This window comes from Algibacter luteus (genome assembly GCF_030344935.1).
In the GTDB taxonomy this organism is placed as follows: domain Bacteria; phylum Bacteroidota; class Bacteroidia; order Flavobacteriales; family Flavobacteriaceae; genus Arenitalea; species Arenitalea lutea.
Map to the genome: position 1 here is coordinate 1,797,416 of NZ_CP128313.1, position 21,689 is coordinate 1,819,104.

A 21,689-nucleotide genomic window follows, 5' to 3' on the forward strand; every position below is an offset into this window, starting at 1 on the left:
AATATGTTTAGTAAAGTTCTAGTTTCTGAGGATATGGATGACATCAACAAGGGTATTTATAATACGCTTTTAGAAATAGGTTGTAAAGAAATTGTTCAAGTACAATATTGCGATGACGCCTATCTTAAATTCAAAAAAGCACTTTTAGATGATGCACCTTTTGATTTACTTATTACCGATTTATCCTTTAAATCTGACCACCGTGAAGAACGCATTACAGCAGGTGATGATCTTATTAAGGTTTTAAAGCAAGAATTTCCAGATTTAAAGGCTATCGTTTACTCAGTAGAAGATCGTATTCAAAAAGTAAGAAGCCTAGTAAATGATTATAATGTAAATGCTTATGTCTGTAAGGGAAGAAAAGGACTTTCAGAATTGTCAAAAGCCATAAATGCCGTTTATAATAATAATTTATACCTCTCGCAAGAAGTTTCTAGCGCGCTAAACCCAAAAAATAACTTAGAGATTAACGATTACGATATCGAACTCTTAAAACAACTTTCTTTAGGATTATCTCAAGATGAAATTAGTAAAAATCTAAAAAAACAGAATATCTCTCCAAGTAGTTTAAGTTCTATTGAAAAACGATTGAATAAACTTCGGGATCAATTCAAAGCTAATAATGCCATCCATTTGGTAGCCATTGTTAAAGATTTCGGGATTATTTAAATTTTTTTTGCTACGGTTTTCCGTAAAATAATTATATCAATTATAAATAAGTTTGTATTGCTATTAATACTCAATCTTATCAACAAGGATTAGAGGGAAAGTAAAGCATGTTTTTTAAGCATGCTTTTTTTATGCAAATTCTATAAAAATATTTATTGTATTTACGGATTGCCGTAAGTTTTTAAATGAATGGAGTAATAGTTTTGATTTAGAAAAGTCGGAATAAGCCGAAAACAGACTATAACCAGGAGTAGGCACTCAATAATCAAATTAATTTTTAATGAAGAAAATAGCCTTAATTGTTTTAGCCTCAATTGTCTTATCTAGTTGTGCAACACATCATGGATTAACAAGAAATTACAACCAACACAACACCGAAGTAGTTTTAACTCAAAATAATTTTAAAATAGTTAAACTTGTTAAGGGCGAAGCAGAAGCCAAATACATATTTGGTATTGGTGGATTATCTAAAGATGGTTTAATAGCAGAAGCAAAAAAGCAAATGTTGGCGTCAGCTGATATGGAAGGAGCTTCCCGAACCGTTATTAATGAAACCGTTGAAATAAAAAAATCTGGTTTTCCATTTGTCAGTAAATACAAAGTCATTGTTTCTGCTCAAATTGTTGAGTTTACCAAGTAAATAATAGTTCAATTTTGATTTTAAAGAACCTTACGGGATACCGTAAGGTTTTGTGTTTTGTAAGGTTTAGATTTGATGAAGCTTAATTTTTAACTTAAAAGCAATGAAAAAAGTTTTCATTCTTATATTTTTTTAAATGCTTGATTAATTAAATTCAATGAATTTGCTAGAATTTATAAGCTTAAATATACTCCTAGTCTTGAAGGATGTATGACTAAAAAATCTACTAAATAGTTTTTAGAAGAACATAAAATAAATCTCAAAAAAGAGTTTAAAGGTTATGAAGGAGTTAAAAAAAAATGAGTATGAATTAATCATAAAGGACGCTACAAAAAAGTTGGTATGTGAGATGAGAGAATAGACAAAGCTTTTTTTTGATAAAAACTTATCAGAAAATGAAAAGACGAGTCTCATGGTAAAGTAGTAAATAAGATATAAATAACAAGATTAAATTGGTTTTACCGTTTTTCAAGCTAAATGGAGATGTTTATGTTGTGACCAAATATTCTTTCGAAATGAAATTGGTTTATAATGCACGACCGTTAGATATATTTTTAAAAGAAACGAAAGGTCTTGTACAAATAGGAAGAAGTAATATTATTGAAATTCATCAATTCTTTTTTGAGGTATGTTATAAGCATAAGTACATATAGCCAAACCAAAGTTATAAAACTATTATATATGAATTTAATACTATTAATGACAGATTAAGTTGTTATTAATAGTATTTTTCCTTTCAATTTAAAACGAAATACATTACATTTAAAATTTTCAAAATCTTCTAATAAAGATGAATATAATCCATAATAATCCTTATCGAATTGCGGGTATTTTATCAAGCGCAACTACAAGAGAATTTGAAAGGCAAAAAGGGAGAATCAAAGCATATACTAAGGTTGGAAAAGAAATTAAATCAGACCTAGATTTTCAATTTCTAGTTAATATTTCCAGAACAGAGGATTCTGTTAACAAGGCATTTTCAAAAGTACAGCAAAATCAAGAAAAGGTAAATTACTCACTCTTTTGGTTTTTAAATGTAAGTCCGTTTGATAACACTGCGATTGAGTACTTGAAAAATGGAGATAAAGAAAAAGCAGTTGAAATATGGGAAAAAGTCACAAGCGACAAGAATATTAATTCTAAAAATTATTCTGCTTTCAATAATTTAGGAACTTACAAGCTATTAAGTAGATACAAAACCGATATTAAAGCAGGAATTGAAGCCAAAATCAAACTAATTGAATCTGATTATTTTGAAAATTTTGTTCATACGGTTGCAGATAAAACCTATACAATTGACAATCAAAAACAGTCCGAAATACTGATAGATGAATTGCTGACTCAATTAAAAAATAGATATTCAAGTTCAGATACTTTGGAGCTTTTTAGTGGATGCAAGGGAGATATAAAACAGTATTTATTTAAAAAACTAGCAGAAGAACCGCTTCATAAAATCGAAAACCAAATCAAAAGCTGCAAAAAGAAACGAAGAGCAGCCAATGGCGATGCTTATGAATTTGGATTGAAATTAGTGACTGACTGTAAAGACGATTTATCTTTTTTAAATTCTTTACTTGGAAATGTGGACATAGAATATCAAGCAGTTGCGGATAAATTGGCTAACGAAATAATGCAATGTGGTATAGATTATTTCAATGAAAGTCGAGAAAACAATTCAAATGAGAACTATTTAGATCAAGCCCAAAAATTAACAAAGATTGCAGATAGAATTGCTACTGGAAAGCTTACAAAGGATAAAGCAAAAGATTGTCTCGCAACTCTTGAAGAAATGAAAGACCAAGAGGTTAATAAAGCAGTCACTTTATTGAGTTCAATAAAATTAGCTTACGAGAAAGCCATAAGTGAAATTGATAATCAAGTATCTCAAATGCTTATGACAATGTCGTACAATCAAACCATAAATTACTCTAAAGTAGATAAAATGAAGGCTAATTGTCTTGATTGGTCAAAGGTTGTAGAAGTTCTGAGCAATGGCATAAGTGCAAATGATGTTGCAATCATTCAAAATTGTTCGAACCAAAGCAAAGTTTTAGATTACAAAAATCTTGTTGATTTTCTCTTTAGTAAACTTGGTCCAATTCAAATTAATAAAGTCAAATATCTTTGCTATTGGAAGGATGTTAGAGCAGCTCAAGCTAAATCTACAGCAAAAAAAATAGGTAGGACAGCTGTCGACACAGCATCAAGTGCAAATGATGCATCAGGTGGTTGTTTAGGAGAGATTTTTAGCCGAATTATTGGATTTGCTATTATATTATTTATCATTTGGTTACTATCCGTAATATTCGATTAAAAGTTACAAATATGAAAAGAATTATTCTCATAATATCAATATTCACAATAAGTAATCTTTTTGCACAACAGCAACATGATTCAATTTTGGTTAAAGAAATACCAACTATACAAAGCAATTTATTAAAGCAACAACAAGAAATTGATGACTTAACCAAAAAGTTAAACAGTCAAAACTATACGATTGTAAAGCAAGGTCAAACAATTTCTAGTTTGAAAATTGAAAATAAAAACTTAAACGCTACTATTGATAGTTTGAGTCAACTTATTGAAACCAATAAGCAAAACATTGTAACCAATTCCGAAGAACTTGGGACTAAAATTCAAGACACAGAAAAGAAAGCAGATTCTCAAATTGCAGAATTAGATAGTAGTGTTGAGAAAAATCGTTTGTATTGGATTATTGCGACTTTAGGAACACTTCTTTTAGGCGGTTTGATTTATTGGTTATTGGGCAAACGCATCACTTCAAGCAAAACAGATGTGGAAACTCAAATTAGAAATACCAAAGCTTCACTTGAAGAGGAAAGTATAAAATTGGACAACAAATTGGTAGAAGTTTTAGAAACACAATTAAAACTGCAACAAGAAGCAAGCAAATCACAACCAGTTTCATCGACAGAAAAAGCAGACCATTCGTTGGCTTTGAAAGTTGCAGATGAAATTATTCGTATTCAAAAGAATTTGAGTAGAATGGATGAAAAAACCAAAGGTTTAAAACAGTTAAATTCTTCCGTAAAACGTATTCAAGACAATTTTGCTTCTAATGGTTACGAATTGGTAGATATGCTTGGTAAAGAATATAATGAAGGAATGAAAGCAACAGTAAACTTTGTTCAAGATGAAGATTTTGAAGAAGGAAAAAGAGTTATAACAAGAATCATTAAACCACAAGTAAATTACAAAGGAACAATGATTCAAACAGCACAAATAGAAGTAACAGAAGCATAAAAAAATATTTTCAAATGGCAAGAACTAAAATTGACTACGGAATTGATTTAGGCACAACTAATTCCGCTATTTCAAGAATGGAAAATGGAGAGCCAACCATTAAAAAAACGGATACATTAAAAGACACAATGCCCTCTTGTGTGTATATCAACAAAAAGAAAGCAATTCAAGTTGGAGATAGTGCTTATAATGCCTTAAAACGAGACAAATTGAAATCAATGAAAGGTGCTGATACTTTTCAATCAAATGCTTTTATTGAGTTCAAACGTACAATGGGAACTGACAAAAAATATCAAAGTTCCAATCTTGAGAAAGAACTTTCGAGTGAAGAATTGTCTGCAGAAGTCCTTAAAACGCTAAAATCTTTTGTAAAAGATGAAAATGTAAATTCTATTGTCATAACAGTTCCTGCGGCTTTCAAAAACAATCAAAAAGAAGCAACCAGAGAAGCCGCAAAATTAGCAGGTTTCAATCATATCGAATTGTTACAAGAGCCTGTGGCAGCTTCAATGGCTTATGGTTTGGATTCTAATAAAAAAGATGGCTTTTGGTTAGTTTTTGACTTTGGTGGTGGAACATTTGATGCAGCATTACTAAAAGTAGAAGAAGGTATTATGAAAGTAATTGACACCGAAGGTGACAATTATTTGGGCGGTAAAAATTTGGACTTTGCTATTGTTGATGAAATCATTTTACCATACATCCAAGAAAATTTTGTGATAGATTCCATTTTAGCAGATGATACAAAAAAGCAAATTCTGCGTAATGCAATGAAATTTTATGCAGAGGAAACTAAAATAAAGCTTTCTTTTAATGATACACATAATATCCTTTCAGATTTAGGTGATATTCCAGGAGAAGATGACGAAGGCGAAGAATTTGAGTTAGACATTACTGTTACCCAAGTAGATATAACTAAGGCTGTTGCACCTGTTTTTCAAAAAGCAATTGACGTTAGTTTAAGTCTTTTAAAGCGTAAAAATTTAAAAGGTGCTGATTTAGATTCTCTAATTCTTGTTGGTGGACCAACTTTTTCGCCTGTATTAAGAAAAATGTTGGAAGAACAAATTTGCAAACCTGATACAAGTGCAGACCCAATGACAGTAGTTTCAAAAGGAGCTGCATTATACGCATCAACTGTTGACGTTTCTGAAGAAGTAAGAGAACAAACAAGAGACAAAACAAAAATTCAACTTGAAATAGCACACGAAGCATCAACAGTTGAAACTGAAGAATTTGTTCCTATTAAAATTTTAGAAGATAAAACGGAAGGTAGCATTCCTGTAACCGTTTTTGCAGAAGTTACAAGAGGAGACAAAGCTTGGTCAAGTGGAAAGGTAGAGATTAACACCATTGGTGAAGTGGTAGAAATCCAACTGAACGAGGGTAAAACCAATATTTTTGAAGTAGTGCTTTATGATAATAAAGGAAATATTTTGGAATGTGAACCATCATCGTTTAGTGTAATTCAAGGTTCAAAAATTGGAAGTGCTACGCTACCTTTCAATGTAGGAATTGAAATAAAAAGTAGAGCAACGGGTAAAGTTGTTTTCTCGACATTAAAAAATTTAGAAAAAAACAAATCGATACCAGCTGTTGGTACAAGAAATGGACTAAAAACCCAAAAGCAAATTCGCCCAGGAATGGATTCGGATTTTATTAAAATTCCGATTTATGAGGGAGAGCATAACGCTGAAGGAACAAGAGCAATATATAATCATCACGTAAAGGATATTATAATTAGTGGTGCTGATTTGCCTTCACTTCTACCTGAAAATCAAGATGTAGATTTGACTGTTAATATAGATAGGTCTGAACAAATTACTGTAAATGCCTACTTTCCATATTTAGACTTTACTTATGAAGCTTTTGTAGAAAGAACAGTTTCATCAATTGAAACATCTTGGTTAGCTAATGAAATCAAAAAAGCAAAAGGAAGTATTGCTGAATTGAAAGAAGATGGTAATTCTCAAAATGGCCAATTGGAGAAAGTTGAAGCAGAAATAGCACAGATTGAAAAGGCGTTTGAAAACAACAAAAACGATGTTGATGGGAAACAGGAAGTTTTAACCAGTTTAAGAAAATCATTAAAAACCATTGATGAACTGAACGCGACCACCGAGTGGCCTAAATTGGAAGAAGAACTCAAAGAGGAATATTATCGATTAGAAAAAGCCAACAATGAATTAGGTAACGAGCAAACTAATCAAGTAGTCAATCAATTCCGTTCACAATTAGATGAAGTCATTCGAGCAAAAGACGTTAAACGCGGAAATGTACTTTTAGAAGAAATTGGAGGTTTCTTTTTCCAATTAACCATGATTTATCAATTAGTTGGTATTCTTCGAGGATTTGATAGTGAATTCCACTCATTGCATTGGGCTGATTCGAATAGAGCAAGAACATTAGTAAACAAAGGGTTACAAATTATTAGCGAAAATCCAAATGTCAATGATTTAAGACCGATTGTTGTTTCGCTTTATGATTTATTACCAATGGAAGAAAGACCAAGCGGAGACGATTCTGTTTTAGTTGGATAAATATTTAAAGTTATGAAATTAAAAACAGCATTATTTCTGCCGCTTATTTGTTTTGTCTTTATTCTTTCTTCTTGCGAAAGTGAAGCAGATAGAAAAGCACGTTTAGCAAAAGAAGAACAACAAAGAGTTGAAATAGAGGAAAAACGAAAAGCAGAAGAAGCAGAACGTGCATTTCAATTGGAACAAGAACGAATAGAGCGAGAAAAAAAAGAAGAAGCAGAACGCATTGCTAGAGAAGCTCGTCTTGAAGAAGAAAGAAGGGAAAAAGCCATTTATGAAAAGTATATTAATAATTCCCTTCGAACAGGTGCAACACCTTATTCTCGCTATTACGGTGGCAATTCGTCTTGTGATGATTATGGTTGTTCACAGATTAAAGTAAGGACAAGTAATTCTGATGTGATTGTAACAATTAAAAAGAATAATCGGGTAGTTCGTCACGCCTTCATTAATTCAGGAAACAGTTATACGTTTTCATTCCCTAATGGTACATATCAAACATTCTTTTACTATGGTAAAGGATGGAATCCAAACAAAGAAATGAAAGGAGGAGAAATGAAAGGAGGATTTATAACAAACGAGAGTTTCGGTAAAGATGACCCTCAGCATTTAAGTAATAATGTATTAACGTATGAGCTAATTTTACAACAAAATGGAAACTTCAGTACTCGACCTAGCAATCCTGAAGAAGCTTTTTGAATGAATAAACAGAACAACATATTGTCCAAAGGTCAATCCATTGATGATAAGTACAAAGTAACGTTCTTTCTTAAAAAGGGAAGTTATGCAGAGACCTATCGAGTAAAAGACCAAGAAGGAAAAACCAAATTATTGAAGCTGTTTGCGTATTCAAAATTGAATAGAACACAGTTTACCGAAAATGATGAAGTTTTGGAAGTTGAGATTTTAAAGGAAATCAAACATCCTAATTTAGTTAAATTCTGTGATAGCGGTGAATTACCTCTTGATGGTCAAAAATATGCTTATGCTATTCTTGATTTCATTAGTGGTGAAACTTTGGCGGATAGATTAAAACGTGAACAATCACTAAATATTTACGAAGCAAAAGACATCATTTTAGGAGTTTTAAACGGATTGAAGTATTTACATTCTTTAAACAACCCAATCATCCACAACGATATTACCAACTTAAATGTGATGTTGGATTTATCAGGTAAAATATCTATTCCAAAAATAATTGATTTTGGTTATGCTCGTTTTTTAAGTCAATCTAATAAGGAATTTTTGAAAGATGGTTTAAATCCATTTTACCAAGCGAATGAAGCATTTAATAAAATCTTTTCTGTGCAAAGTGATGTGTTTTCGGTTGGAGCTTTGTATTATCATTTGTTAGAAGGATTACCACCTTGGTTTGTTGAAATTTCCAAATACAAGGCTGATGCCGTAAAGTTAGAAGATGTGGTTATTGGCGAACGAAAAAAGCCTTTAAAATTTTCAAACATTAATGACGAACAAACCCAAAATATCATTAACAAATCTTTACAACCAAATGCGGAACATCGTTTTAAAAATGTAATTGATTTTGTAAAAGCTATTAACGGTGAATTGGAAGTTCAATTGTCTTCGCTAAAACAGACTTCAAAACCTAAACTAAAAGAAATAAAAAAAGGAAGAGGTTTTTCAGCTATTGCAGGAATGCAGGAATTAAAAGACACAATCCAACTTGACGTTATTGATGCTTTAAACGAAAAAGAACGTTATGCAGAATATGGTTTAACAATTCCTAACGGAATGTTACTATATGGACCACCAGGATGTGGAAAGACATTTTTTGCAGAACGAATGGCAGAAGAAATAGGATTTAGCTTTTATCAATTAAAACCTTCCGACATTCAAAGCAAGTATGTAAATCAAACACAAGAACAAATTAAAGATATTTTTGATGAAGCTCGTGAAAATGCACCAAGTATAATTTTTATTGATGAATTAGATGCAGTTGTTCCAAATCGTGATAATTCGAGTGTTAATCATATGAACACAAGTGCTGTTAATGAATTTTTAGCACAAATGAATAATTGTGGTGAAGATGGCATTTTCATTATTAGTGCAACCAACAGACCAAATTCAATTGACCCAGCTATTTTGAGAGCAGGAAGATTGGACAAAGTAATTTATTTACCACCACCAGATTTTGAAGCTCGTGAATTGATGTTTAAATTATACTTGGAGAAAAGACCAAGAGAGATTGGTTTAGATTATTCCGAGTTAGCAAGGAAAACAGAAAACTATGTTTCGAGCGACATTAAATTTCTTTGTGATGAAGCTTCAAGGACAGCATTAAAGTTAAAGTCAAGAATTTCAAAGGAGATTTTGCTTGAAACAATAAAGAATAACAAACCCTCTATTTCGCTAAAAGATTTGAATAGTTATATCGCAATAAAAGCAAAAATGGAAGGTTTAACAGAAAATACAAACGACCGACCAAGAATCGGTTTTAAAAACAATTAGATATGGAAACATTACAATTCGACAAACTTTTGCTTAAAACAGCTTTTTCCTGTATGGCTTGTGATGGCGACATAGACAAGCGAGAAATAAAACTGATTAAACGTTTACATAAAGAGAAAAAGACTTTTGGGAATTTGGATGTAAATACCGAAATGGACAATCTTTTAATTGCAATCAATAAAGATGGACATCAATTTATGAGAGATTATTTTGATGAGCTAACAACTTCTGAATTGACAGAAGCCAATGAGCTTAACTTGATTGAAGTTGCAATTGACACAATAAAAGCAGACGAAAAAGTTGAATATAGCGAAATCAAGTTTTTCAAAGTAATTCGTTCAAAACTAAAAATTGACAATGAACCAATTCTTGAAAAGCATCCTGATTTTGAAGACTATTTGGAGCAAGACATTATTACTGACTCATATTTAGCGAGACTTCAAGATGATTTCTTTGACACTCATATTTCTAACGAATTTGAGTTAATAAGTGAGATTGATGATGAACTTTTAGACAGTTTGAAAGAGAGCAATGAAGAATAGTCAGATCATGATTAAGGTTGCATTAGCAATTCTCATGTTCATATGTTTATTGGATATGCCTTACGGATATTATCAATTTGTCCGTTTTACCGCATTAATAGGATTCGGAGTTTTGGCATTTAAATCAAATCAACAGAAAAAACAGACTCAAATGATTGTTTATGGTGCACTTGCGTTACTTTTTCAACCATTTATTAAAATAGCGTTAGGAAGAGATTTATGGAATGTGGTCGATGTCATTGTTGGTTTGGGTTTAATAATAACAATATTTAAAAAGTCCGAAGTATAAACTGTCTATAGTAAAGGTTTTATAAGAGATATTAAAGTAAGATCAAGTGCTTATGTTATTTATAATGACACAAAATTAAAAAATGTACGCTTTGTGTTTAGGAGGATAAACTTAATTATTTTCTAATTAATAAAATCCATTATTGGTTTTATGTATTTAAATGTAATTATGAATAAGACTGAATTTTATTTTCAATTTATACTAATAAAGTCTATTTTATTAATCACCCATGAAAAATAAAAACAATCAAATTTATTACAGTCCTTCAGATTTATCAGCTCACATCAGCTGTAAACACCTAACTCAACTTAACAAAAGACATTCTAGAGGTGAAATTAATGATCCCGAAGTATACACAAATCATGTTTTGTCAATGCTCAAGGATAAAGGTATTGAGTTTGAAGAAAAACATCTGCAAGAGCTTAAAGATAATGGAATGACTGTTTTAGAAATCAATCCAGATGATTCTAATGCAGAAAAAGATACAATTGATGCGATGAAAGCTGGTGTTGATGTTATTTATCAGGCACGGTTAAAGGAGGAAGGTAAATGGAGTGGATGGGCTGATTTTCTTAAAAAGGTATCAAAACCGAGTGCATTAGGCGCTTGGTCTTATGAAGTTTGGGACACTAAACTTGCAAATGAAACAAAGGCCGGTACAATTTTACAGATAGGTCTTTACTCGGAGCGCGTTGCTCAAATTCAGGAGGCAATACCAGAACACATGGGCGTTATAAAGCCTGAAGGTATTGAGCAGTATCGAATTGATGATTATGCGGCCTATATTCGATTGGTCAAAAAAAATCTTGAAGACGCAATCGTCAACGATTATGAAACTTACCCTGATCCTGTTGGTCATTGCGATGTTTGTAGGTGGTGGAAAAATTGTAATTCAAGACGCAGGAAAGATGATCATTTAACTTTTGTTGCTGGAATGGGATCTTCTCAAATGAAGGAGTTTAAATTACATGATGTTGATACTTTAGAAAAGCTAGCTAAAATAGACTTGCCTATACCTTTTGAACCTTCTAAAGGCGTCAAAGAAACGTACAATAAGCTTAGGGAACAAGCAAGAATACAATACAGTTCCAGAGAAAAGGGGTATAAACCAATATATGAAATATTAGAAATTGAAGAAGGTAAGGGGTTAAACAAACTACCAGAACCCTCTGTTAATGATATTTACCTAGATTTTGAAGGAGATCACATGGTTGAACCCAATGGTCTCGAATATATGATAGGGTATGTGCACAAAGGCCTGTACTGCGCACTTTGGGCAAAAGATGAAGCCGAAGAAAAATTAATTTTTGAAGAATTTGTAGATTTTGCCTTTAATTTAAAAAAAGAAGATCCTTCTCTGCATATATACCACTATGCACCTTACGAAGTTACAGCGTTGAAACGGCTAATGGGGAAATATGCCTCTCGTGAAAATGAGATAGATATTTTTTTAAGATCAAACACATTTGTAGACCTATACAGTGTGGTGCGTCAATCCGTTCGAGCTAGTGTTGAAAAGTATTCAATTAAGGACTTGGAGATATTTTTTGGTTATGAAAGAAAGATGGATTTACGCAAAGTATCAAGTATGAAAGCACAGTTAGAGTTTCTTCTGCAAACTGGAAATATTGAGGAGTTAACAAATGAAACGAAAGACGCTGTACAACTATATAATCAAGATGACTGTGAGTCTTTAGTTCGGCTTCAAAAATGGTTAGAGGGTTTACGTAATAATCTTGTAATAGAAGGCGTAAATATCACACGACCAGATGATGGAGATGGAGAGGCAAGTGAAAACATTACAGCCCATCAAGAACGAATACTACCAATTATGGAGTCATTGTTAAATGATGTTCCATTATTAAAAGAAGAACGTAATAGAGTTCAACAAGCTAAATATATTCTGGCGCATATGTTAGATTGGTATCGTAGAGAGAAAAAGTCATTCTGGTGGGAATTTTTTAGATTGAAGGAGCTTCCTGAAGATGAGCTATTAGACGAACGCAAGGCATTATCTTTTCTTCAATTCACAGGAATTCGAGAACCCATAAAAAGAAGTTTTATAGATACTTACACTTTTCCTCGGCAAGAATGTGATCTGCGCGAAGGACATTCTTTGGAGGATAAAGAAAGTAATAAGTTGGGTACTATTCATTCGATTGATCTAGATAAAGGTATCATTCAGATAAAAAAAGGACCATCTAAAATAGAGTTTCCACATCCTATTTCTGTCATGAGTTTAGAGAATATTAATACTAGAACTAAGGAAGAGTCTATAATTAACTTTGCAGAATGGGTTGTTGATAATGGTATAGATAGTGATTTAGAAAAATATAGTGCAGTACGGCAATTGTTAATGAATAATCCACCAAGTTTGAAAGATCAGCTTATTGAAACTAAAGATATACTTAAAAGAACAATTGATTTTGCTGAAAAATTAGGCAATAGCTATTTGCCTATTCAAGGCCCACCTGGGGCGGGTAAAAGTTTTACAGGTAGTTATTTAATTGTTCGTTTGGTTGAGCAAGGTAAGAAAATAGGCATTACAGCACTTAGTCATAAGGTTATAGCAAACCTGCTTACTAAAGTTTGGGAAGCAGCTCAAGAACAAGGGATTGATATTCAATTATTACAGAAAAATGAACCAGATCAAGAAAACCCCTGCCCTTGGACTGTTAGTAAAGATGAGAATGTTATCCAAGCAGGAATAGGAAATGTAGATGTTATTGCCGGCACATCGTTTATGTGGAGTAAGGTGCCTTACGAAGATAGTGTAGATTACCTTTTTGTGGATGAAGCAGGACAATTATCTTTAATTGATACACTTGCAGTATCTCATTGTTGTTCAAATTTAGTGTTATTAGGTGATCCTCAACAACTAAAACAACCACAACAAGGAGTGCACCCAGATGGTACTGAAGTTTCTGTTTTGGAGCACGTTTTGCAGGGCAAGAAGACCATTTCCGATGAAAAAGGTGTTTTTTTAGCTAAAACTTGGCGAATGCATTCATCTATTAATGCTTTTGTTTCTGAACTATTTTATGAAAATAAATTACACTCAAAAGAACATTTAGACCAGCAGATAATAGTTGGTTCTAAATATGCAGGTGCTGGTTTGTATTTAGAACCAGTTGAACATAGTGGAAATACAAATTCATCAATAGAAGAAGTTGAGAAAGTTGTGGAAATTGTAAATCAGCTTACCAATGGTAAAGTGTATTTTATCAACGAAAACGGAGAGGAAGCTACATTACAATCTAGTGATATTAAAATAATAACACCTTACAATGCTCAAGTTCAAGCTATCTCTCAGCAATTACCAACTATGGAAATCGGAACCGTTGATAAATTTCAAGGGCAGGAAGCACCTGTTGTTATTTATTCTGTAGCCACTTCTAATTCCAATGAAGCCCCACGTGGTATGGATTTTCTGTTTAGCCCAAATCGTTTTAACGTTGCTGTATCTAGAGCCAGAACTCGATTTATTATGGTGGCGAACCCAGAAATTTTTGAAGCAGAGTGTAAAAGTCCATATCAAATTAAATTGGCGAATGCCTTTTGTAGATTTAAAGAACTTACTTAAGGATAATTCACTTTAAGCAAATATAAGATTGGAGCAGAAAATTATTATTTAAAATGTTATTTAATGTTACGGAATTCCATAAGTTAACTATACTATTTTACTTTACTTTTATTTATTGAAATACACTTATAATATTTGTGCGTAACTACTTAGGTTTATAACTCGGTTTTTATATCTTTAAAGTCCTAAAATTACTTACTAATAGCGACTCTCTCTGAGACGCTTAATTTATAAAAACAAACAAAATAAAATGGCTAAATTTATTACTGGAAAAGAACTTACAGATGAATTGTGTGCAATATTAAGAGGAGCTAAAAAACAATTACTAATAGTTTCTCCTTATATTAAACTAGATGATTATTTTAAAAATGAATTATTTAATAAGCTCAAAGGTAATTCTAGTCTTCATATTTTAATTGCCTTTGGTAAAAACCAAAAAAACCCATCGAAAAGTATTAAGGAAAAAGATGTAGAATATTTTAAAGAATTTCCAAATATCTCAATTGTGTACATTCCTAATTTACATGCAAAGTACTACGCGAATGAAAGACGAGGACTTATAACTTCAGTAAATTTATACGATTATTCTTTTGATAATAATGTAGAATTTGGTGTAGTTAGTGAAAGTTCTCTTTTTAGTGGTACAGATATAGATAAACAAGCTTGGAATGAAACTATGAAAGTTTTATCAAATAGTTATACCGTTTATGTTAGAAGACCTTTTTATAAAAAAAAGTTACTTGGTAAAGACTATCTAGGATCTGAAACTAAATTAGATTTAACTAAAGAGTTAGTAGCTGGTAACCTATCACAACAAATACCTGTGTTTGATTACATGGAAGAATCTTATGTTAATGTCCAAGAAAACAATGAGGTTGTTACAAGGGATGAGTATCAAGCTAATCAATTAGCTGAAGCAAAGAAAAACGAAAAGAAACACTCAGCTACAAGTTTAGGAAGACTTAAAAACAAATCTTATGATGAGGTGATTCAAGTTATGTTGCAAAAAGGTTTCATCCTGGATAAAAATACTATTTCTCAAGAAGGCGAAAAACAGGGCATTGCTTATAAACAAAATAAACAAGGAACAAAGTGGATTGTTTACCCTGAATCTTTATCAGAATTATTATAAAAAAAGACTAACATCAAGTAATGACCCAACAAAACATAAAACAACTCGAAATCGAACTATGGGACGCAGCAGACGACCTTAGAGCAAATTCCAAACTAACAGCAGCCGAATACAAAGACCCACTTTTAGGCTTAGTGCTTCTGCGTTTTGCTCAAAACCGTTTCGAAGATGCGAAAATAGAGGTAGAAAAAAAACTACCTATAAACCCACGAACAGGCAAAAAACGAGAAGCCAATAAAGGAGATTATGCAGGTGAAGGCGCTATGTTCTTGCCTGAAAAAGCAAAGTACGATTATTTAGCAGACTTACCTGAAGAGGCAAACATAGCCGAAGCCATTAACAATGCCATGAAACTCATAGAAGCCGAATATCCAGACCTTGAAGGTATTCTGCCAAAAAATTACCAAGAGTTTGATGATAAGCTATTGCGCGATTTGGTACGTGTGTTTAATAAAGACGCTGTTAAAAATGCCAAAGGCGATGTGTTTGGTCGTATCTACGAGTTTTTCTTAATGAAATTCTCTATGCAAGGTGCAGGCGCACAAGAAGGTGGCGAGTTTTTTACACCACCATCGTTGGTTAACCTCATCGTTAACTTTATACAACCCAATCATGGGATTGTGCACGACCCAGCTTGTGGTTCAGGTGGTATGTTTGTACAAACCGCTCATTTTGTAGAAGACCATGAGCATAAAAAAGTAAACGAAACCATAAGAGTTTATGGTACAGAACTAAAAAGCAACAACACACGCTTAGCCAAAATGAACCTCGCTATTCATGGGATTGAGGGTAAAATTATAGAAAGCAATAGCTTTTATACCAATCCGCATAACCTTACAGGAAAGTGCGATTTCGTTATGGCTAATCCACCGTTTAATGTCGATAAGATTGATGCCAAAAATAAGTTTCTAGCCGATGATGACCGTTTGCCATTTGGTCCACCACTTACAGGAAAAGGTACCATTAGCAACGGTAACTATTTATGGATGCAGTATTTTCATTCTTATTTAAATGCAACAGGGCGAGCAGGATTCGTCATGGCATCTTCGGCAACAGATGCTGGCAATGCCGAAAAACTAATAAGACAAAAACTGATAGAAACAGGCGATGTAGAATGTATTGTAGCCATTAGCAACAACTTTTTTTACACCCGAAGTTTACCATGCCACGTTTGGTTTTTTAACAAAGGCAAGAAAAAAGAAAATAAAGACAAGGTGCTTATGATAGATGCGCGCAATACCTTTAGAAAAGTAAGCACAACCATTAACGACTTTAGCGACGAGCAACTAGAAGGCTTAACTGCTATAATGAATGCCTTTAGAACCAACGAAACGTCATTGCGAGGCACGAAGCAATCTCTCCAAGAGAACGATTGGCTAAAAACCCACTTCCCAAAAGGAAAATACCAAGACGTAGAGGGCCTATGCAAAATAGCTACTATTGAAGAAATAAAAGAGCAAGACTACAGCCTAACACCAGGACGCTATGTTGGTGTAAGCATTGATATTGATATGGATTTTGATTATAAAACACGTATGGCAGAAATACATAACGAACTTGCCAAACTCAATACCGAAGCCAATAGTTTAATGGAGCAAATACAAGCGGTGAAGTTATGACGGAAGGTTGGAAGAAGATTAAATTAAGTGAAGTAGCTCCATATTGGACAGGAAAAATTGAAGCAGAATTATTAAATGAACATAATTTTATTTCTGCAGACAATATGTTTCCTGAAAAAGGAGGTGTTGAAAAATCTAGCTATGCACCATCTTCAGGTAAAGCAACAAGTTTTAAAACGAAGGATATTTTAGTTTCCAATATTCGACCTTATTTTAAGAAGATTTGGTTTGCAAATAAAAATGGTGGATGCTCTAATGATGTTATTGTTTTTAGAACGAAACTGGATTTAGCTGACCCAACTTTTATTTACTATTATTTATCAAAAGATGATTTCTTCGATTATATGATGGCTGGAGCAAACGGTACTAAGATGCCTCGTGGTAATAAAAAATCTATTCCTCAATATGAAATCAACCTTCCACCACTAAAAACCCAACGTAAAATAGCATCCATTTTATCTGCTTATGATGATTTAATAGAAAACAACCTCAAACGCATCAAATTATTAGAAGAACAAGCACAACAAACCTATGAAGAGTGGTTTAGTGTATCTGGAGTGCCAGTAGGTTGGAAAGAGTATGCTTTAGGTGATTTAATAGGCTACCATATAGGAGGTGGATGGGGACAAGAGGTAAAAGAAGATGACTTTCCAGACCAAGCTTATGTTATAAGAGGAACAGATATGGATAATTTACCTTTAGGTTCAATTGAGAATGTTCCTTTACGTTGGCATAAAAAGTCAAACTTAAAATCTAGAAAGCTTCAAGATGGTGACATTGTTTTTGAAGTGTCAGGTGGCAGTACTTACGAGGGAGTCGCAAAAACTCTTTTAGTCACAGATGGTTTATTAAAACAATTTGACTCAGATGTTATGTGTGCGAGTTTTTGCAAACTAATGAGACCTAAAACTAAAGATTTCTCATACGCTTTGATTTTGTTTTTAAAATATTTACGAAAGACTAAAGGAACTGAAATATTTGAAAAGCGAAGTGCAAGTAATATTGTTAATTATAACTGGGAAGCATTTTTGAAATTTCAAAAAGTAAAGATGCCAGAAAAAGAAAAATTAAATAAGTTTAATCAAAAAGTTGAACCAATAATTAAGTCTGTATATATTCTTGGCAATCAAATCACAAAATTAAAAGAAGCACGCGATATTTTATTGCCACGTTTAATGAGTGGGATGATAGACCCTTCGGCAAGCTCAGGGCAGGTTGTAGATAGTTTGGAGGTAAATGCAGGTTTGGGTATGGTTGCGGAGAGTAGTGAAACCTATAATAACATGAATAAATGAACCAAAAGCTAGACTTTGTTACCAAAGAGCTAATAGATAGAGCAGTTTTAGAAATTGATAAAAACGGTATTCCTACTGGTAGAATGGGTACAAAATATGCCGTTACTATTAAAGGCAAAAACTACCCTTTTAAATTACTCATTACAGAAGCAGCAAAATTAGTAGGAGTAAACTTAACCGCTAATGATTTTAGTAGTAATAAACATTATAGATTAAATCTTGAAGAAATGACTGGTTATCCAGTAATTGAATTAAATAACAAAGTGACGTTTAAAAACTTAAAGGAACTAGTAGATATCATCAATACTACTTTAGGCGAATTTTGTTCTGAGTTTCAATACAAAAGAAAAGAATTGTTAAAAATGGGTAGTGCCACTAATAGGGATAAACTTTTTATTAATTCTAATGATAGTAGAGACTGGGTAATAAACCCTGGTGGTGGCACAGAATTTCAATACCATTTATTTTTAAGGGATAATGTGGTTTGTTATGGTTTAGGGTTTAATACACAGTATGTTCCTTTTGCAAACAAGAAATCACCAGTAGAGTATATTCAACCATATGTTGATAGTTTTTTAGCTAATCCTAATTTATATAAAAATTTAAAAGATAATGGATTTGAGTATGTAATAGGTGATGAAAACCATTTAAAAAATCTGGTTTATGACAATTATGTTTTAATTGGTTCAAAAATAGAGGTAATCAAAAAAGAGGATGTGTTTGAGTTAAGCGATGCTTTTTTTCAAGAAATGATTAGTAATTTAAAAGGGATATTGTTTGAAACGTATAAAGAAGTAATTAGTAATATGAAAACAACGGCAACAAGAAAGTATTCGTTTGAGAAAATGGAGAAACTATTTAAGGAATACCTTATAAAAGTCATCCCTAATAGTGTAAATAATTATTTGTCGGCCGTATCTACAATTAATAGGATAGGAATTGATGCTAATATATTAAACGAAACACTTTATGAGGTTCAGGATATGAGTAGCTATGAAACGTTAATGGCTAGTCTTAAAAAGGTTGAAGAGTATAAGGAAAGAAATAGAGTGGGTCACAGTATGTTTTCTTCATCATTAAAAAAATACAAGGGCTTATTATTAGAATTAGAAAGTATGAACACTGAGATAACTAAGAGCATATACGAGCAATTGCTCTATCAAAAAAAGCAAATCATTTTACAAGGACCTCCAGGAACTGGAAAAACCTATACAGGTAAGGATATTGCTGAACGAATTATTTTTCCGAATGATCCTATATCATCAGATAAACGTTACCAAAAAAACAAGTTAGAAGCAAGTGGTCAGTTTAAATTGGTACAATTTCATCCATCATACACCTATGAAGATTTTATAAGAGGAATTACCGCAAAAAGTGAAGGTGAACATATAAGTTACGATACTGAAAATAAAACTTTAGCACTATTAGCCGAAGAAGCCAATATTAACTTAATAGCAAGTAAAAAAGATGTAGAAGATTATTCAAAGGAGGAAGGCATAAAAGACTTGTTAATAGAATTTTCTGAAAGTGTACAAGATAAGATTGATGAAAATGAAGACTATAAAATTACTGAAGCAGTTTCTATAGTTGCTGTAGAAGAAGATGCATTTAGATATACTGGCAAATGGAAAACAAGCCAGCGCATGAAGTTTAAAGATTTAGTTTCTGCTATTTTGCAAAATGTTAACTCTAGACAAGAATTTAAGAGGTTAGACAGCGTTTCAGGATTAGCAAGACAACATGCAACCTACTTTTTTAAAGTATTAGAGCAATTTAAAAAAGAATTTGGTAGTCAGTTAAATGAAGCTGTTAGTAAGAGGGTATCAAAGCCACTGTTAAAAAATTACGTTTTAATCATAGATGAAATAAACAGAGCTAACTTGCCTTCTGTTTTAGGTGAGCTTATTTACGCTTTAGAGTACAGGGGTGAAGCTGTAGATAGCATGTATGCCATAGATGGTGATGCTAAAATTACCATACCAGAAAACCTGTACATTATTGGCACCATGAATACGGCAGACCGTAGTGTTGGGCATATAGACTATGCGATAAAGCGTCGTTTCGCTTTTGTAGATATGCTACCTAATGCTGAGGTGATAACTAATGACAAGGCTAAAACACTATTTAACATAGTTAGCGAGTTGTTTACAGAGAAATATTTGGCTTCAGATTTTGAGAGTAAAGATGTGCATTTAGGGCATAGTTACTTTATATTGGATGAAAATAGTGAGTTAAGTGAGTCTGAACAACTGCAATTAAAGCTTGATTACGAAATAATGCCAATACTTAATGAGTATGTAAAAGATGGCTTATTACTAGAAACAGCTAAAGAAAAATTAAAAGAAATAGCAAAGTTTGAGTGTTAGGCTATTAACATATAATGAGCATGAAAAAGCGAGGGTCATACCTCACGAAGATGCTAGTGCTTTTGTAAAAGAGCGTTACCAAAAAACCTTTGCTAAAAAGCATCGCGGATATGATGCTAGTTTGCCATGCTTTTCAATAAATAAACATGTTGCAGACAGTGAATTATATACCATAGATACTGGCTATTTTATAGGTTTAGATTGGATAGAACCTAATAAATCGGCTTTATACATAGCACCAAAGCTTAACTATGAAACTCAAGAAATAGATTTTGTAAACATGCTGTTAGCCTCATTAAAGCATGATGGAGTTTCCAAAGAATTACATGAGCTATTTGAAGTAAAATGGGATAAACCAACTATTCAAATTAGTCAGAAACAAGATTTACTAACACCATTTTTAGTGGTCGAGTTTTTAAGCTTATTAAAGCAAATTGTTAGAAAGGGTTTAAAAAAATCATATTACAAAGTGGAGCACAATTTACAAGGTAGGGTAAAGGGTAAAGTGCAAGTGGCCAAAACTATAAAACAAAACTTAGTTAAAAACAAAAGCCTCTACACCTATTGTAGTTTTGATGAGTTTGGCATAAACAATAAAGAAAATAGATTGCTAAAAAAAGCCTTGCAGTTTATTAAACACTACTTGCCAACTTATGCGCAACTTACTAATAAAGAGGTTATGCAAAATACCTTTAATTATATCAATCCAGCATTTGCACAAGTATCAGACAAGATAGAAATCACAGAAATAAAACACACCAAAACCAATGTGTTTTATAAAGAATACGAGCAAGCGTTATATTTAGCAAAACTCATTTTAAGACGTTTTGGTTATAATATCTCTAATACAGTAAAAGATACAATTCAATCCCCGCCTTTTTGGATAGACATGACCAATTTGTTTGAATTGTATGTACTTGGCTTGCTTAAAGATAGGTTTCATAATCAGGTGCAATATCAATACAAACACTATGGCAATGAGTTGGATTACCTTTTAAATAATGAAGATTACCAAATGGTTATCGATGCTAAATACAAACTTAAATATTTGAATGGTAAATACGATGAAGATATAAGGCAGGTAAGTGGTTATGCTAGACTTAAAAAAGTATATGAAGCATTAAATAAAGAACGAGGAGAAGTAATTGACTGTTTAATTATTCATCCAGATCAAAATGGTTTAGATCATTTGTTAGAAGTTAATTTGAAAAATAAACCCGTTAAACATTATTATGATGTTTATAAATTAGGTGTTAAATTACCCTTAGTAAAGTAATTAAG

General features: G+C 32.4%; 15 protein-coding genes. All 15 read left to right on the top strand.

What is annotated here, in order from left to right:
• Window positions 1-3 precede the first annotated feature (3 nt).
• The 15 genes from O5O44_RS07460 to O5O44_RS07530 all read left to right on the top strand — a co-directional run bounded on the left by O5O44_RS07460 (window position 4) and on the right by O5O44_RS07530 (window position 21,684).
• Window positions 4-669: a DNA-binding response regulator gene (locus tag O5O44_RS07460; protein WP_289196378.1), complete on the top strand. Its 666-nt coding sequence runs from the start codon at window positions 4-6 to the stop codon at window positions 667-669.
• A gap of 280 nt (window positions 670-949) precedes the next feature.
• A complete protein-coding gene (locus O5O44_RS07465) occupies window positions 950-1,309 on the top strand; it encodes a DUF6567 family protein (protein ID WP_289196379.1) in 360 nt (119 codons plus the stop codon).
• A gap of 790 nt (window positions 1,310-2,099) precedes the next feature.
• Window positions 2,100-3,623, top strand: a complete 1,524-nt coding sequence (locus O5O44_RS07470) for a hypothetical protein (RefSeq protein WP_289196380.1) — start codon at window positions 2,100-2,102, stop codon at window positions 3,621-3,623.
• 11 nt (window positions 3,624-3,634) lie between these two features.
• Window positions 3,635-4,573, top strand: coding sequence for a hypothetical protein (locus O5O44_RS07475; RefSeq protein WP_289196381.1), 939 nt, complete (start codon window positions 3,635-3,637; stop codon window positions 4,571-4,573).
• A 14-nt stretch (window positions 4,574-4,587) separates the two neighbouring features.
• Window positions 4,588-7,113, top strand: a complete 2,526-nt coding sequence (locus tag O5O44_RS07480) for an Hsp70 family protein (RefSeq protein WP_289196382.1) — start codon at window positions 4,588-4,590, stop codon at window positions 7,111-7,113.
• A gap of 12 nt (window positions 7,114-7,125) precedes the next feature.
• Entirely contained in the window at window positions 7,126-7,812 is a 687-nt protein-coding gene (locus O5O44_RS07485) for a hypothetical protein (protein ID WP_289196383.1), read from the top strand.
• Window positions 7,813-9,582, top strand: a complete 1,770-nt coding sequence (locus O5O44_RS07490; protein WP_289196384.1) for an AAA family ATPase — start codon at window positions 7,813-7,815, stop codon at window positions 9,580-9,582.
• 2 nt (window positions 9,583-9,584) lie between these two features.
• Window positions 9,585-10,124, top strand: coding sequence for a hypothetical protein (locus O5O44_RS07495; protein WP_289196385.1), 540 nt, complete (start codon window positions 9,585-9,587; stop codon window positions 10,122-10,124).
• 7 nt (window positions 10,125-10,131) lie between these two features.
• Complete coding sequence (locus O5O44_RS07500) at window positions 10,132-10,413, top strand: DUF6804 family protein (protein ID WP_289196386.1); 282 nt, start codon at window positions 10,132-10,134, stop codon at window positions 10,411-10,413.
• Window positions 10,414-10,642: 229 nt separating this feature from the next.
• Complete coding sequence (locus O5O44_RS07505) at window positions 10,643-13,996, top strand: TM0106 family RecB-like putative nuclease (RefSeq protein WP_289196387.1); 3,354 nt, start codon at window positions 10,643-10,645, stop codon at window positions 13,994-13,996.
• Window positions 13,997-14,246: 250 nt separating this feature from the next.
• Window positions 14,247-15,128, top strand: a complete 882-nt coding sequence (locus O5O44_RS07510) for a phospholipase D family protein (RefSeq protein ID WP_289196388.1) — start codon at window positions 14,247-14,249, stop codon at window positions 15,126-15,128.
• Window positions 15,129-15,148: 20 nt separating this feature from the next.
• Window positions 15,149-16,747 carry a type I restriction-modification system subunit M gene (locus O5O44_RS07515; protein ID WP_289196389.1) on the top strand — a complete coding sequence of 533 codons (1,599 nt, stop codon included), beginning with the start codon at window positions 15,149-15,151 and terminating at the stop codon, window positions 16,745-16,747.
• The gene (locus tag O5O44_RS07520) at window positions 16,744-18,042 is read left to right on the top strand and encodes a restriction endonuclease subunit S (RefSeq protein WP_289196390.1); all 1,299 of its coding nucleotides are present in this window, start codon (window positions 16,744-16,746) and stop codon (window positions 18,040-18,042) included. The genes O5O44_RS07515 and O5O44_RS07520 overlap by 4 nt, the downstream gene beginning before the upstream one ends.
• A complete protein-coding gene (locus O5O44_RS07525) occupies window positions 18,039-20,408 on the top strand; it encodes an AAA family ATPase (RefSeq protein WP_289196391.1) in 2,370 nt (789 codons plus the stop codon). Before O5O44_RS07520 ends, O5O44_RS07525 begins: the two co-directional genes overlap by 4 nt.
• Window positions 20,398-21,684 (top strand): 5-methylcytosine restriction system specificity protein McrC, encoded by a 1,287-nt coding sequence (locus tag O5O44_RS07530; protein WP_289196392.1) that lies wholly within the window; start codon window positions 20,398-20,400, stop codon window positions 21,682-21,684. Before O5O44_RS07525 ends, O5O44_RS07530 begins: the two co-directional genes overlap by 11 nt.
• The last annotated feature ends 5 nt before the right edge of the window (window positions 21,685-21,689 follow it).

Coding starts and splice junctions, on each gene's coding strand:
- O5O44_RS07480 (WP_289196382.1), top strand. CDS start 4,588: ATGGCAAGAACTAAAATTGACTACGGAATTGATTTAGGCACAACTAAT.
- O5O44_RS07500 (WP_289196386.1), top strand. CDS start 10,132: ATGATTAAGGTTGCATTAGCAATTCTCATGTTCATATGTTTATTGGAT.
- O5O44_RS07485 (WP_289196383.1), top strand. CDS start 7,126: ATGAAATTAAAAACAGCATTATTTCTGCCGCTTATTTGTTTTGTCTTT.
- O5O44_RS07520 (WP_289196390.1), top strand. CDS start 16,744: ATGACGGAAGGTTGGAAGAAGATTAAATTAAGTGAAGTAGCTCCATAT.
- O5O44_RS07495 (WP_289196385.1), top strand. CDS start 9,585: ATGGAAACATTACAATTCGACAAACTTTTGCTTAAAACAGCTTTTTCC.
- O5O44_RS07505 (WP_289196387.1), top strand. CDS start 10,643: ATGAAAAATAAAAACAATCAAATTTATTACAGTCCTTCAGATTTATCA.
- O5O44_RS07460 (WP_289196378.1), top strand. CDS start 4: ATGTTTAGTAAAGTTCTAGTTTCTGAGGATATGGATGACATCAACAAG.
- O5O44_RS07515 (WP_289196389.1), top strand. CDS start 15,149: ATGACCCAACAAAACATAAAACAACTCGAAATCGAACTATGGGACGCA.
- O5O44_RS07465 (WP_289196379.1), top strand. CDS start 950: ATGAAGAAAATAGCCTTAATTGTTTTAGCCTCAATTGTCTTATCTAGT.
- O5O44_RS07510 (WP_289196388.1), top strand. CDS start 14,247: ATGGCTAAATTTATTACTGGAAAAGAACTTACAGATGAATTGTGTGCA.
- O5O44_RS07470 (WP_289196380.1), top strand. CDS start 2,100: ATGAATATAATCCATAATAATCCTTATCGAATTGCGGGTATTTTATCA.
- O5O44_RS07525 (WP_289196391.1), top strand. CDS start 18,039: ATGAACCAAAAGCTAGACTTTGTTACCAAAGAGCTAATAGATAGAGCA.
- O5O44_RS07475 (WP_289196381.1), top strand. CDS start 3,635: ATGAAAAGAATTATTCTCATAATATCAATATTCACAATAAGTAATCTT.
- O5O44_RS07490 (WP_289196384.1), top strand. CDS start 7,813: ATGAATAAACAGAACAACATATTGTCCAAAGGTCAATCCATTGATGAT.